The organism is Methylovorus mays, from assembly GCF_020531915.1.
GTDB lineage: Bacteria > Pseudomonadota > Gammaproteobacteria > Burkholderiales > Methylophilaceae > Methylovorus > Methylovorus mays.
The window spans coordinates 703,356-716,366 of sequence record NZ_JAJAVG010000008.1 but is presented as its reverse complement, the minus strand read 5'-3'; the positions used below and the strand labels follow the sequence as shown (position 1 = coordinate 716,366).

Genomic DNA, 13,011 nt, shown 5'->3' with positions numbered 1-13,011 from the left:
CCTAGCCCTGATGGTATTTTTCACGCAAGGCGGTGACCTTGGCTTTTTGTTCAGCGGTAAACGGCAGGAAATCCAGAAACAAGGGTTCCCCCAGCAAATGATTGAACCACAGCCGCCGATAGGCTTTTTCCAGCTCGGCACAACGGGTCTGGTAAGCCATTACCCAGCTGTTTTGCATGCGGGTCCGGATATCCCTGCGCAAGCTTGTCAGCTGATCGGGGTTATCCAGCAAGCGCAACACAATATTGATATACGCATCTTCGTCGCTGGCCACCCATTCGCTGTAGCCAAGTCCTGCCAGTGTGCGCGCGGTGGTGGAAGATACCGCTTCATCCGCATCCAGGGTGACCACCGGCAAGCCCATCCACAAAGTATGCAGGGTGGTCGTTCCGCCAGAGACTGGCGAAGTATCCAGCGCTACATCCACCAAAGCTCCGCGCTCCATGAACTCTGCCAGCGGCACCATGGGCGAAACGATGATGCGATCCAGCGGCATATCCAGCTCGACCAGACGTGGCTCTATGGTATGGATGGCGTCGTCTATGGAGTTTTCCTGCACTTGCAGCAATAGCTGGATATCGCTGCGCTGCTCCATGATGCGTTTCCACAGCAGCAACATGCGGTCAGTCACCTTGCGCGAGCTGTTGAGGCAGCCGATGGTAGGCGGGTTGCCCTGCAGCATGGGCGGGGTTTCTACCAGGGGCGAATGGGCGGGCGGAATATAGCTGGCCATGCATTCCAGGCGATACAGCTTTTCCAGGTAATGGGCCTCGTGGCCAGCCGGGTCTGCGCCGTAATCGGTCAGCCGGTAATCCATGGCTTGCATGCCCAGCGTGCCGCCCATGTAGCCCAGCCATGTCGCCTGTACAGGCGCGGCGCGACGGGCGAATACATACAGGCGGTGACCGTAGGTATGGCCGGAGAGGTCGACCAGCACATCAATCTGCAGGGCCCGTATCCGTTTGAACAAGGCTTCGTCGTCCAGTTTGGACACATCATGCCAGTGTGGCACCAGGGATTTCAGGTGGGCGGTGGTGTCGTCCTCCTGCATCGCGGTAGAGAACACATGCACTTCGACTTGTGCCGGGTCATGATGCCTGAACACGGGCTCCAGGAAAAAGGCGATGGCATGGTCACGCATGTCGCCGGACACATAACCTACTTTCAGCACGCGATCCGGGTTGCGATTGTTCAGTAATGGCGGGCTCTGGCGGGCCAGCGGGTCGGCAAAGCGTTGCCCCCATGCCTGGTAAAGCTGCAGTTTGCGTGCGGGATCTGGCTGGCTGATGGAGTGGATATTGGCGCGGTCTATCGCATAGGTCGCGTTATCCGGTTGCATCTCTACGGCCTGATCAATAAAGGCTCGGGCTTCATCCAGCTTGCCCAGGTAAAAATACGAAATCGCCAGGCCGTAAATGGCATCGACATTGTGCGGGTCCATGCCCAGCACAAATTCCATGGTTTCGCGCGCCTGCTGATATTTCATGGTACGCAGGAAGATCTTGCCAATACGGATCCAGGTTGGCACCTGATCGCCCTCGAGGGACAGCGAGGCGGTGTATTTGCTCAAGGCCTCAAAATAGTCCTGCTCCGCTTCCGCTTTGAGCGCTTCCTGGAATAATGCGGCAGACTTCGAAGAGGGCGATTGAGACACTATAAACGGGGCCTTGGTCTGTTGTAATCCGGAACGCCTGTATGGTTCCGACTCTGGCGAAGCCTATATCCTAGGGGATATAGCGTCAAGCCAATTGCTCGTGTATGGCAATACACATTGTCGCCCAGCTTAATAGGAAACTAACAACTGTAAAGAGCGTATCAATCGGGTAAAAGTCCCGTTATTCAAGGTATCGCTAATCCTTGCGAAGCGTGGGAGATGATTTGCTAATTGCCTGCTAACCTACGTAAAATACCTTTCCTCGCAGTTCTTGAAACTGCGGTCCCATATTCCTGGCTTCTCTAAAACGATTAGGCTGTAATTCAATTGATTCATCTGACGATCAACGGTAATCCCCGGCAGTTCGATGTGGCAACCCTCACGGTGGCTGAGCTGGTAGAAACCCTGGGCCTCACGGGCAAGCGTCTGGCGATGGAGCGTAATGGCGACATCGTGCCACGCGGCCTGTTTGCTGAAACAGCCCTGAATGACGGGGATAAACTTGAAATCGTAGGCGCTGTAGGAGGCGGATAACGCGTTATGGATACACTTACTATTGCTGGCAAGGCTTATCAGTCACGACTGCTGGTGGGCACAGGCAAGTACAAGGACTTTACCGAAACCCGCGCGGCGATTGATGCCAGCGGTGCCGAAATCATCACCGTGGCGATCCGCCGTACCAATATCGGCCAGCATGCTGGCGAGCCTTCGCTGCTGGAATACTTGCCGCCGGAAGAATTTACCTACCTGCCGAATACCGCGGGCTGTTACTCGGCAGACGATGCGGTGCGTACCCTGCGTCTGGCGCGCGAGCTGCTGGACGGCCACAAACTGGTCAAGCTGGAAGTGCTGGGCGACCCGACTACGCTGTATCCCAATGTTGTTGAAACCCTCAAGGCCGCCGAGACCCTGGTAAAAGAAGGCTTTGATGTCATGGTTTACACCTCGGATGACCCCATTATTGCCAAGCAGCTGGAAGACATCGGCTGCTGTGCCGTGATGCCACTGGCATCGCTGATTGGCTCTGGTATGGGGATTCTCAATCCATGGAATCTGCAGATCATCATCGAAAACGCCAAGGTGCCTGTGCTGGTGGATGCTGGCGTGGGTACGGCATCGGACGCAGCGATTGCCATGGAGCTGGGTTGTCAGGGTATCCTGATGAACACCGCCATTGCCGGTGCGCATAACCCGGTATTGATGGCGAGTGCCATGAAAAAAGCCGTGGAAGCCGGGCGTGAAGCCTATCTGGCCGGGCGCATGCCGAAAAAACTTTATTCAGCCACCCCCAGCTCGCCCACCACCGGCATGATTGGATAAGCGTGGAGTCATCCCGTCGTTACCAGTTTACCGTCAACGTGGTGAGTGCCTACTTGCCGGATCAGTCTGATGAAGCCGAGCCGCGCTATGCCTTTGCCTACACCGTGACCATCATCAATACCGGTACCGAAACCGCCCAGCTCATCAGCCGGCACTGGATCATTACCGATGCCGATGCATCCGTGCAGGAAGTGCGTGGCCCGGGCGTGGTGGGGGAACAACCGACGCTGAAGCCTGGTCAGCAATTCCAGTACACCAGCGGTACCGTGTTGCGGACTTCGGTCGGATTCATGCGGGGCAGCTATCAACTGGTGGCGGAAGATGGCACCGAATTTGAGGCCGAGATTCCCGCCTTTACCCTTTCCACCCCCCGCGTTCTGCATTAAGGTTTACGCATGCATGCTCGTTTGATTGTTTTACTGGCTTTATTGCTGACCGCCTGTGGCAGCCAGCCGCAAAAGCCCACTCAGCCCAGCCCCAAGCCAGCGTGCGAGTGCCCGGCATTGCCGATACCTTTGCCGGAAGAGCCCAAGCCCGCTCCGGAAAAACCAACGGCGCCCAAGATTCCGGACTATGGCCTGCTGAAGCCTTCCAGTTGGGATGCACTAAGTGCGCTTGATCAGGACAATCTCGCGCAGGCCTGGCCCGCCTTGCTGCAGAGCTGCTCTACCCTGAAAACCCGCCAACCCTGGCAGGACGCCTGCGCCGCTGCCCAGAACATGGTCAATCCCGATCAGGCCAGCATCCGCAGTTATCTGCAAACCTACTTTGATGTGTACCAGGCTACAAATGCGGATGGCACCGACGAAGGCCTGATTACCGGCTACTACCAGCCCTTGTTGCGCGGTAGCCGTCTGCCCACAGCCACCTACCGCTATCCGCTCTATAGTCGGCCGGATGACCTGATTACCGTGGAGCTGACCAGCCTGTTCCCCGAGCTTGCCAACAAGCGGGTACGCGGCCGCGTGGTGGGTACCAAGCTGATTCCCTACTACGACCGGGGCGAGATTGAGTCGCCGCAAGGGCCATTGCGGGGACGCGAGCTGTTCTGGGTGGATGATATTGTCGAGCTGTTTTTCCTGCAGATTCAGGGTTCAGGGGTAGTACGCCTCGAGAATGGCGAGCAGGTGCATGTGGGCTATGCCGACCAGAATGGTTTCCCCTATCAGTCCATTGGCAAGCTATTGATACAACGTGGGGAATTGACGGCGGACAAGGCGTCCATGCAGGGCATCAAAAACTGGGCAAGCAATAATCCTGACAAGTTGCGCGAGTTGTTGAACAGCAACCCCAGTTATGTCTTTTTCCGTGAATTGCCGCCCGGCCTGCCAGGGCCGCTGGGCGCATTGGGTGTGCCTATTCTGGCGGAGCGTGCGGTAGCGATAGATCCGCGCTTTGTGCCACTGGGCGCGCCGGTATTCCTGTCTACCACTTACCCCAACAGCAGCAAGCCGCTTAATCGCCTGATGATGGCGCAAGATACAGGCGGGGCCATCAAAGGTGGCGTACGTGCTGACTTTTTCTGGGGGGCGGGCAATGATGCGGGTCGGCAGGCGGGTGCCATGAAACAGCGGGGCAAGATCTGGGTATTGCTGCCGCATGGCTTTCCATTGCCAACGGCGGCTCCAGCACCAGTACCTGCACCTTAATTTTTTGGATGGATCAAAAAGCCGCTTTTAAGCGGCTTTGTTTTTTTTTTGGCGCTTGTTGTCTGGCTACGCCGCCCAGGCATAAGCATCCATCGCCAGAAACCCATAGGTGTGCTCGGGTTGATAACGCACTGCGGGGCCTCGCGCTGCCCCTAGCGCTACAAATAGTGGCAGGATGTGATCTTCTTCCGGGTGAGCCAGTACACCATTGATAGACTGCGTACGGTAATTCAGTAGTGCCTCGTCGTTCTTGTCCAAAATTTTATCCCCCACCCAGTTGGCAAACTCCGTGACGTACGCCAACGAGCTGGTGGTGCGTTGCACTTCGAACAGGTGACGCAGGTTGTGGGTAATGGCACCTGAGCACAGCAGCATGACGCCACTGTCCTGCAGCGATGCCAGCGCCTGCCCCATGCGATAGTGGCTGGCGGGATCGCGGTGACCCTGGATCGAAAGCTGTGTCACCGGAATATCAGCATCGGGATACATCATCATCAAGGGCACCCATGCGCCATGGTCGAGTCCGCGCTTGGGGTCGCGCTGGATGTTGAATTGGGCATCCGTCAGTAGCGCTACTACCTTCCCTGCTAGTTCCGGGCAGCCGGGTGCCGGGTAGTGCATGTCATACATGGCTTTGGGAAAGCCGCTGAAGTCATGCAGGGTATCCGGTTGCGGCACAAAGCTGACGCGAGGTTCAGGCGTATCCCAATGCGCAGATACCACCAGAATGGCCCGCGGACGCGGCAATGACAAGCCTAGCTGATGCAACATCTCACCGGTTTTCCCTGGCTCCATCGCCAGGGTAGGCGCACCATGTGAAATAAAAAGCGTCGTCATTACCGTGTCCTGCCAGGCTGCATTCTGAAGATGAGGTGCGATTTACTTGCGATTATCCAGGCTGAAGCCACCTGCCCCATGGGCCACAATCAGCAACAAACCGCCGATGATGGTGAAGTTTTTCATGAACATCACCAGCTGTATCTGATTGCTGAAATCCGTATGGAACATGAACGCCGCCGCCAGCGTAAAAATCGCGATACCTGCCGCGGCAAATTTTGCCTTGAAGCCGAGCAGCAATGCCAGCCCCAGCCCCAGTTCTACCAGCAAGGCGATGGCATAAGCCACTTCGGGAAAGGGCGCACCTACGCTGCTGATGTAGCCTATGGTGGCATCCGGCGCAGCCACTTTGCCAAGGCCACTAATGATGAAGATCAGTGATAACAATACTCTTCCAGCAAAGGTGAGCCAACGGTTGCAAGGGTTCATGCTTTAATCTCCTGAAATTGAGGGACGCTGCCTTGGCATTTTAGCGGCAAAGAGCGGAGGGGGGGTGATTCAGGATGACGCAGTGATGATTTCCCGGCAGGCGCCCGCGGGCGAAGGATTACGGCGTAGGCAAGTTCAAATGAAAACGGGAGCGCTGGGCTCCCGTTCATGTTGTCGCAACGTTAATATTAACGATTGCAAACGTACATGGTCACTTCAAAACCGAAACGCATTTCGGTAGCTTCTGGCTTGGTCCACATAGTCGTTTCTCCTTTCGTTAAGTTTCGTCCGATGCACTCACATGCTTCTAACGTGAGACAGACTTTACGCGTTCAGGGGTTGACTTGCATTGTGTTAGTCATGAAATGCAGCTCATGATTTTCATGAGAATCCATTACAGTCATGCTCGGCCCATGCCGTAGATGAGAAAGAAAGCAATCGTTCCAAAGGGGATATACATGGCAAAAAGCACCAGTTTTGATGATTACGTGACCTATCTTATTGATACGAATAAAAACGATACTGCCAGTGGCAGTCTGGGCAAGACCACAATCACTGTCAGTCTGGCCGGCCTTATGGACAACAGTCAGCAGGAATCAGCAGCACGACTTGCCCTGGAAGCATGGGAAGATGCGACGGGGCTGACCTTCACTATTGTGACCAGCGGCAGTGCGGATATTTATATCGGCAATGATGACGAACAGGGCGCAGGGGCCTATGCCTATGAAGAGAATAACGCCCGCTACGTCAATGTTTCCGAAAACTGGATGGATGGCTTTCCTGCGGATGAGCAGTGGAGCGTCGGCAGCTATGGGGTGCAAACCTTTATTCATGAGATTGGCCACACGCTGGGGCTGGGACATGGCGGGCCATACAATGTGAATGGTACGTATGCGAAAGATGCCATTTTTGCCATTGATACCAATCAGTACTCCATCATGTCGTATTTCGATCAGTCCAATTATGGTGGAGCCAGCAATCTTTTCCTGCTCTCTCCCATGATGGCGGATATTGCGGCTATTCGCCTGCTGTATGGCAGTCTGGCAACGAACACGGGCGATACGTTGTATGGCCTTGGTGAAACTGTGCTGGGAGGTACCAGCGACATGGGCTCCTACGCTGGTTTTGCCCGCACCATTTCGGATAGTGACGGCACAGATACGATGGATTTCAGCAATGTCAGCAGAGGCTCAGTGATTGACATGCGGGCAGGCGGTTTTTCCAGTATCAATGGCTACAAAAAGAATTTTGCCATCGCTCAGGACACCGTCATTGAAAATCTGAATGCGACGCTAGGCAGCGATACGGTGACGGGTAACGATGCCGACAATATGATCTATGGCTTGAGTGGCAATGACAAGATAAGCGCTGGTGGCGGGAATGACACACTGGATGGCGGACTGGGCAGTGATACCCTGACAGGCGGCCTTGGCGATGACGTTTACTACATCAACAGCAGCAAGGATGTGATCTCGGAAAAGGCAGATGGGGGCAGTGATGTGGTGTATTCCAGTGTCAGCTATACCATGGCGTCCTACCTCGAGGAGGTTGTCCTGCAGGGAAGTGCCAGCACGAAGCTGAAAGCAACAGGCAATGCCATGGCAAACCAGATGACCGGCGATGATGGTGCCAACGTGCTGAGCGGCGGCGCTGGCAATGATACGCTGGCGGGTGGATTGGGTCGCGATACACTGTCAGGTGGTGCTGGAAATGACAGCCTGGATGGTGGTGATGCGAATGACAAGCTGGATGGTGGTGCGGGTAACGACACTCTGCTGGGCGGAGCAGGCAATGATTTGCTTAAAGGCGGGGCAGGCAGCGACATCTTCATTATTGCGGACGGAACGGATCACGACATCATCAGTGATTTTTTCTACAGCAGCAGTACCAGCAAGGGGATCACGACCATCGTCGAGGACAAGCTCTATATCAGCGGCCATGACTATGATCAGGATACGGTGTTTGATGGGGATGATTACAGTGTGGGGCTGGCTGCGGACGATAGTGGCCTGCTATTTTCCTTCTATAGCGGTGGAAGCCTGTTGTTGAAAGGGGTCGGAGAATCCATGCTGGAGAAATTCAATATCGCGGCATTGCACACGGATGACAATGGCGATAGCTATTTCAGTCTCGTCTGACCAAACGATTCCGCTATGTTTCAGGGCATCCCGGCCACGTACCAGGATGCCTTGATTTTTTAGTAGCCTTTATTCTTGTCTGCAGAATTTTCCAGGGCTTCGCCGCCCTTCTGAATATCCTTGCCGGCGCCGCTCATGGTGTTACAGGCGGTCAGCAGCATGAATGAGCACAGGCAAAGGATGCTTATGATTTTATTTTTCATGATGTATCTCCAGTCGCAAATTAAGGGGTATTTATACCCGCTCAATGTAACGGGACCCCTGCCATTCAACATTCAGTGCGTGGCTGAAATCACTGTCAGACAGCGCCTACTTTTTTGCCCATAGACGTTGCGCTGCCAATAAGCCAATCGCCACAAAAACCACCAGGCCGACGGCTACCGTGGAGTGGATGACCGGCATGCCTTGCTTTTCCAGCACGGTATACAAACCCACCATCAATAGCATGCTGATATTTTCAAACAGGTTTTGCACGGCAATGGCATGCCCCGCACCTACACTGGCGTGACCGCGCTCCTGCAGCAAGGCATTCAGCGGTACGACATAAAATCCCCCGCAGGCGCCAATCACAATCAAGGCGGCAATCGCCCAGTAAAGATTGGAAATATAGGCAAAGCCTACGATCAGCAAGCCGATCATCACGCCGGCTGGCAAGGCGCGGTTCACCGAATGCAGTTGTACATAGCGGGCAGCAGCAAATGCGCCCAGCGCAATGCCGATGGCAACACCGCCGCTCAGGTTGGCGGGGGTGCTGAGATCGGCGATGCCCAGCGCAATCGGCACCCATGCCACCAGCAGAAAGCGCAAGGTGCTGCCTGCCCCCCAGAAAATGCTGGTACCCATCAGCGAGAAGCGCGCGTCCGGGTTTTTCAGCAAGGTGCTGGTGGCGATGACAAAATCCCTGACTAATGCCGGCAACGATACCCGGCTTAAGGCATTGGCGACGGGCAGGCGTGGAATAAACACATTGGCGACGGCCGCAACCAGGTAACAGCCTGCGATGGCGGCGAGGGCGCCAGTGACCGAATGATCTGCCAGCCAGCCGCCCAATACTGCGCCCAGCAGAATGGCGACTATGGTGGAGCCTTCCATCATGCTGTTGGCTTTGACCAGATGTTGTGGTCCGACCAACTCGCTCAGGATGCCGTATTTGGCTGGGGAATAGGCGGCAGCACCCAGCCCTACCATGCCGTAAGCCAGCAGGGGATGAAGACCGCACAGCATGGCAGCGGCACCGATAAACTTCATGCCATTGGCAATCAGCATCACGCGGCCTTTGGGCAGCGCATCGGCCAGAGGACCAACGAAAGGCGCGAGCACGATAAAAGCCACCACAAAAAACTCCTGCAGCAAGGGCAGCTGCCAGCCGGGGGCTGATTGCGATTTGAGCAGGGCAATCGCGGCGAACAGCAAAGCGTTATCCGCCAGGGCGGAAATGAACTGCGCGATGAGGACGGCGGTCATGCCGCGCGCAGGAATCGCCGATGGGGTGGAGGTGGAATGCATGCAAACTCCCTGATTTTTATGGTTGGCTTGAATGGTTGGTTGGTGGCTTAAGGCTGCATCGAGACGTGATGGGGCTTGATGGCGGCTCGCAGATTCATCCGGATTATGCTTCCGCTGCCATGCTACGCAGCGTCACATAATCGGTTTTGCCCGTCCCCAGCAAAGGCAGTGCTTCCAAGGGGATGATTTTTTTCGGCACCGCCAGATCCGGACTCCCCAGCTTGCGGGCTGCAGCCTGCAGGCTATCGCGGCTCAGGCTGGCGTCGGTGCTGAACAGCACGATGTTTTCACCACGCTGGGCATCCGGCTGGGTACTGGCGGCATGTTGATGCTCGGGAGAGGCTGCATGTGCCAGGGTCTCCACCGTTTCCAGCGACACCATCTCACCGGCAATTTTGGCAAAGCGCTTTACCCGGCCCAGAATGCGGATAAAGCCCTGGGCGTCGATATCCACCACATCGCCGGTGTCATACCAGCCATCCGCAGGTGCTTGCAGTACGCCTGGCTGGTCATACAGGTAATACCCCATCATGACGTTGGGGCCGCGCACCAGCAAACGTCCGCCTTGCTCTATGCCGGGAATGCTTTCCAGCCGGGTTTCCATGCCGGGCAGCATGCGGCCCACGCTACCGGTCTGGTTTGCCATCGGCGTATTGACCGCCAGCACGGGGGCGCACTCGGTGGCGCCATACCCTTCCAGAATGCGAATGCCGAATTTATCTGCCCAGACCTTGCGCACTTCTTCACTCAGTTTTTCCGCGCCGGCGACCACATAACGCAGACGGTAGAAATCATAGGGATGCGCGAATTTGGCATAGTTGCCAAGGAAGGTACTGGTGCCGAACAGCACCGTGCAGCCACGGTCGTAAATCACTTCGGGGATCACCCGGTAATGCAATGGTGAAGGATAAACGAACAGCTTGCTGCCAGTCACCAGCGGCATGATGGCACCGCAGGTAAAGCCAAAGGCATGGAACAGCGGCAACGCCATCATGAATTTATCCGCAGGCGAGAAATCGATAATCGCGGCAATCTGGGCGATATTGGACAGGATGCTGTGATGCGAATGCACCACGCCCTTGGGCTTGCCTTCGGAACCGGAAGTGAACAGCACCACGGCTGGGTCATGCGGATTGGCATGCGGTACGGCCAGGCGCGGTAACCATAGCGCAAAGCCGATCAGCCACAGCTTGTCCCAGCCGCTCAGGCTGGGTAGCAAGTCCTCCAGATAGACCAGGTTGACGTTTTTCAGGCCCTCTACCGTTTCATCCAGCTTGGCGGCGGTGATAAATTTGCGCGACGAGATGACGGTGCGGATATTGCCAGCGATGATGGCATTCTGTAGTCCCGAAGTGCCCGCTGTGTAATTCAGCATGGCGGGGATACGCGTGAAGGCGCTCATGCCGAAAATGAGGCAGATGGTATTGGTGACGTTGGGCATCAGTACGCCGACGCTTTCGCCAGGCCTGGTAATCTTGGCGCTGAGACGCCCCAGCGCCAGGCTCTTTTTCAAGAGATCGCCATACGACTCTTCGATCTGTTGCATGTCCTCTACCAGCCGATTACGGCGACCATGAATGGCAATCGCGTCCAGCAGGGAGCCAAACAATGTCTTGACCGGCCGCGACTTGAACAGCATATCCTGCATGATGTCGCGCATGCCCTCTCCTGCCAGCTTGCGACGGGCCCTGGCGTTGGCCGCTTCTGGCATCGGAAGATGCGTGGTTGGCAAAATCGTCAACGACACCTTGGGGAAAAGTTCGCGTGGATAATTGCCACCGGAAAGACGGCTGAAATAACTGCGGACTGCGCCATCCACCCGCACGGGCAAGATGGTCGCGCCGGTTTTGGCAGCGACGAAGCCTGGGCCGTCATACACTTTCATCAGGCTACCCGTCAGCGTGATGCGGCCTTCGGGGAAAATCACGACATTCTCCCCTGCCTCCAGCAGACGGATGATCTTTTTCATCGCCAGCGGATTGCTGGGGTCCACGGCCAGATGCGGCACCATGCGCAGGATCAGGCGGAACAGCGGGCGTTGCAGGACGGTAGTGTGCACCACGAAGGTTGCCCGTAATGGCAAAAACAGCCCGAGCAGCAAGCCATCCAGAAACGATTCGTGGTTGGCCACAATCAGCAGCTTGTGCTGTTCACGGCCTCGCAATGGCAAGTGTTGCCTGCCCCTGACCTCAACGCGAAACAGCAATCCACAAACCAGTTTTAAAAGCGTTGCCAGCATGGTTTCTCCTTCAGATATTGTGCTTGATGTAAGACAGCACGGCCTCGAGCGCCTCCGTCATCATTGTTTTGTTGATATGGAAAAACACTTCCTTGCCTCTTTTTTCGCTTTGCAGAGCGCCTGCTTCGCGCAATACCCGCAGGTGATGACTGACGGCCGTGCGGCTTAAGGTTGAGGCGGCCACGATCTGGCCGATATTAAGGCGCTCTTCGGGCTCAAAGGCCAGCAAAATGCGCTGGCGTTGCTCGTCGCCCAGGGCGATAAACAGTTTGGAGGTATCCGTCCATTCGGATGGAATCTGCAAGATGGGTTTCATAACTAAATAATTAGTTATTTAGTTATATTGGTCAAGCATCTTGTTCAAACCACGACAATCCGCGCCTGCTAAACATTGAGATTGCCTCTCCAAGCGGCTAAGATGCTTATCTTTCATGATTTCATAGATAGCGATCCGGCGTGGCCCCTTTACTGCGACAATCCGAACTGTTGGACAATATAGCCCGGGCGGGCTTCAGTTTTGTGGCAGGCGAGGCCATGCAGGCGTGGTTACTGGCGCAGGCCGAAGATGCGCTGAGCGACTGGCCCTCCTTTGCTGCCAGCTGGGAAGCCATGCCGCTGGATCAATACATGGCCGATGGCGGGCGTTATCGCCGCCGTCGCTACGCCACGCTAAGTGCACCTGCGCAAGGCGGTGACATTGTGCTCGAGCCGCATCAGCCGCATTATCAGAGCCTGGATTACAACCCGCTCAATGGTGGCGTGGCGCGTGAGTTTGAGCCCATACCCGCAGACATCATGCAGGGTAACAGTATGCGCAACATCCTGCGCTTCTGTCGCAAGATGTTCAGCCGCATGTTGCCTGACAAGGCGTGGCATATCGAGTGCCATCAATTTCGCATTGAAGCCAGTGCCGAGCTGCACGGCAAACCAACCCCCGAAGGCATACACCGCGATGGCGTTGATTTTGTGCTGGTGATGATGGTGAAGCGCGTGAATATTTCCAGTGGCACCACCACCATGCACGATCTTGAGCACAAAACCCTGGACAGCTTTACCCTGACCAAGCCGCTGGATAGCGCCATCGTCAATGACAGACGCTGCATGCATGGTGTGACACCGGTGGAGCAGATCGATCCGGCGCATCCTGCCTATCGTGACGTGCTGGTGGTGACGTTCCGCGCCAAATAAGCCGTAAAGAGCTGAAATAGCCTTAAATGGCGGCCCTTTTTACGCCATGTA

The 13,011-nt window shown here is 55.8% G+C and carries 14 protein-coding genes; 6 read left to right on the top strand and 8 right to left on the bottom strand.

Annotation, left to right across the window (positions count from 1 at the left end; all coding sequences use genetic code 11):
• Position 1: 1 nt before the first annotated feature.
• The gene (locus tag LG203_RS13725) at positions 2 to 1,654 is read right to left on the bottom strand and encodes an O-linked N-acetylglucosamine transferase, SPINDLY family protein (RefSeq protein ID WP_230346273.1); all 1,653 of its coding nucleotides are present in this window, start codon (positions 1,652 to 1,654) and stop codon (positions 2 to 4) included.
• 327 nt (positions 1,655 to 1,981) lie between these two features.
• Here LG203_RS13725 and thiS point away from each other — a divergent pair, with 327 nt between their 5' ends.
• The 4 genes from thiS to LG203_RS13705 are packed head-to-tail and all read left to right on the top strand — an operon-like array spanning position 1,982 to position 4,623.
• A complete protein-coding gene (gene thiS, locus LG203_RS13720) occupies positions 1,982 to 2,188 on the top strand; it encodes a sulfur carrier protein ThiS (protein ID WP_230346272.1) in 207 nt (68 codons plus the stop codon).
• Positions 2,189 to 2,194: 6 nt separating this feature from the next.
• The gene (locus LG203_RS13715; RefSeq protein WP_230346271.1) at positions 2,195 to 2,974 is read left to right on the top strand and encodes a thiazole synthase; all 780 of its coding nucleotides are present in this window, start codon (positions 2,195 to 2,197) and stop codon (positions 2,972 to 2,974) included.
• 2 nt (positions 2,975 to 2,976) lie between these two features.
• Positions 2,977 to 3,360, top strand: coding sequence for a Co2+/Mg2+ efflux protein ApaG (gene apaG / locus LG203_RS13710; protein ID WP_230346270.1), 384 nt, complete (start codon positions 2,977 to 2,979; stop codon positions 3,358 to 3,360).
• A gap of 9 nt (positions 3,361 to 3,369) precedes the next feature.
• The gene (locus LG203_RS13705; RefSeq protein ID WP_230346269.1) at positions 3,370 to 4,623 is read left to right on the top strand and encodes a murein transglycosylase A; all 1,254 of its coding nucleotides are present in this window, start codon (positions 3,370 to 3,372) and stop codon (positions 4,621 to 4,623) included.
• 66 nt (positions 4,624 to 4,689) lie between these two features.
• On the opposite strand, the gene LG203_RS13700 is transcribed toward LG203_RS13705, so the two are convergent.
• From LG203_RS13700 to pqqA, 3 genes are all read right to left on the bottom strand, one after another.
• Positions 4,690 to 5,460 (bottom strand): DODA-type extradiol aromatic ring-opening family dioxygenase, encoded by a 771-nt coding sequence (locus LG203_RS13700; RefSeq protein WP_230346268.1) that lies wholly within the window; start codon positions 5,458 to 5,460, stop codon positions 4,690 to 4,692.
• 42 nt (positions 5,461 to 5,502) lie between these two features.
• Positions 5,503 to 5,889 (bottom strand): DoxX family protein, encoded by a 387-nt coding sequence (locus LG203_RS13695; protein ID WP_230346267.1) that lies wholly within the window; start codon positions 5,887 to 5,889, stop codon positions 5,503 to 5,505.
• Between the two features lie 188 nt (positions 5,890 to 6,077).
• The gene (gene pqqA / locus LG203_RS13690) at positions 6,078 to 6,149 is read right to left on the bottom strand and encodes a pyrroloquinoline quinone precursor peptide PqqA (RefSeq protein WP_013440845.1); all 72 of its coding nucleotides are present in this window, start codon (positions 6,147 to 6,149) and stop codon (positions 6,078 to 6,080) included.
• A 198-nt stretch (positions 6,150 to 6,347) separates the two neighbouring features.
• Between pqqA and LG203_RS13685 the strand changes: the two genes are divergently transcribed.
• The gene (locus tag LG203_RS13685; protein ID WP_230346266.1) at positions 6,348 to 8,027 is read left to right on the top strand and encodes a matrixin family metalloprotease; all 1,680 of its coding nucleotides are present in this window, start codon (positions 6,348 to 6,350) and stop codon (positions 8,025 to 8,027) included.
• Positions 8,028 to 8,086: 59 nt separating this feature from the next.
• Here LG203_RS13685 and LG203_RS13680 read toward each other — a convergent pair whose 3' ends face one another.
• The 4 genes from LG203_RS13680 to LG203_RS13665 form a co-directional block, all read right to left on the bottom strand.
• On the bottom strand, positions 8,087 to 8,230 hold the full coding sequence (locus LG203_RS13680) for an entericidin A/B family lipoprotein (protein WP_230346265.1): 144 nt from the start codon (positions 8,228 to 8,230) through the stop codon (positions 8,087 to 8,089).
• Positions 8,231 to 8,336: 106 nt separating this feature from the next.
• Complete coding sequence (gene lplT, locus LG203_RS13675; RefSeq protein WP_230346264.1) at positions 8,337 to 9,533, bottom strand: lysophospholipid transporter LplT; 1,197 nt, start codon at positions 9,531 to 9,533, stop codon at positions 8,337 to 8,339.
• A gap of 103 nt (positions 9,534 to 9,636) precedes the next feature.
• Positions 9,637 to 11,772: a bifunctional acyl-ACP--phospholipid O-acyltransferase/long-chain-fatty-acid--ACP ligase gene (gene aas / locus LG203_RS13670; RefSeq protein ID WP_230346263.1), complete on the bottom strand. Its 2,136-nt coding sequence runs from the start codon at positions 11,770 to 11,772 to the stop codon at positions 9,637 to 9,639.
• Positions 11,773 to 11,782: 10 nt separating this feature from the next.
• On the bottom strand, positions 11,783 to 12,088 hold the full coding sequence (locus LG203_RS13665; RefSeq protein ID WP_230346262.1) for an ArsR/SmtB family transcription factor: 306 nt from the start codon (positions 12,086 to 12,088) through the stop codon (positions 11,783 to 11,785).
• 140 nt (positions 12,089 to 12,228) lie between these two features.
• Here LG203_RS13665 and LG203_RS13660 point away from each other — a divergent pair, with 140 nt between their 5' ends.
• Positions 12,229 to 12,960 carry a 2OG-Fe dioxygenase family protein gene (locus LG203_RS13660; protein ID WP_230346261.1) on the top strand — a complete coding sequence of 244 codons (732 nt, stop codon included), beginning with the start codon at positions 12,229 to 12,231 and terminating at the stop codon, positions 12,958 to 12,960.
• Positions 12,961 to 13,011: the final 51 nt, after the last annotated feature.

Excerpts from the sequence above, each read along its gene's own strand:
- LG203_RS13715 (WP_230346271.1), top strand. The coding sequence starts at position 2,195 with ATGGATACACTTACTATTGCTGGCAAGGCTTATCAGTCACGACTGCTG.
- LG203_RS13705 (WP_230346269.1), top strand. The coding sequence starts at position 3,370 with ATGCATGCTCGTTTGATTGTTTTACTGGCTTTATTGCTGACCGCCTGT.
- LG203_RS13700 (WP_230346268.1), bottom strand. The coding sequence starts at position 5,460 with ATGACGACGCTTTTTATTTCACATGGTGCGCCTACCCTGGCGATGGAG.
- LG203_RS13695 (WP_230346267.1), bottom strand. The coding sequence starts at position 5,889 with ATGAACCCTTGCAACCGTTGGCTCACCTTTGCTGGAAGAGTATTGTTA.
- LG203_RS13685 (WP_230346266.1), top strand. The coding sequence starts at position 6,348 with ATGGCAAAAAGCACCAGTTTTGATGATTACGTGACCTATCTTATTGAT.
- LG203_RS13680 (WP_230346265.1), bottom strand. The coding sequence starts at position 8,230 with ATGAAAAATAAAATCATAAGCATCCTTTGCCTGTGCTCATTCATGCTG.
- lplT (WP_230346264.1), bottom strand. The coding sequence starts at position 9,533 with ATGCATTCCACCTCCACCCCATCGGCGATTCCTGCGCGCGGCATGACC.
- aas (WP_230346263.1), bottom strand. The coding sequence starts at position 11,772 with ATGCTGGCAACGCTTTTAAAACTGGTTTGTGGATTGCTGTTTCGCGTT.
- LG203_RS13665 (WP_230346262.1), bottom strand. The coding sequence starts at position 12,088 with ATGAAACCCATCTTGCAGATTCCATCCGAATGGACGGATACCTCCAAA.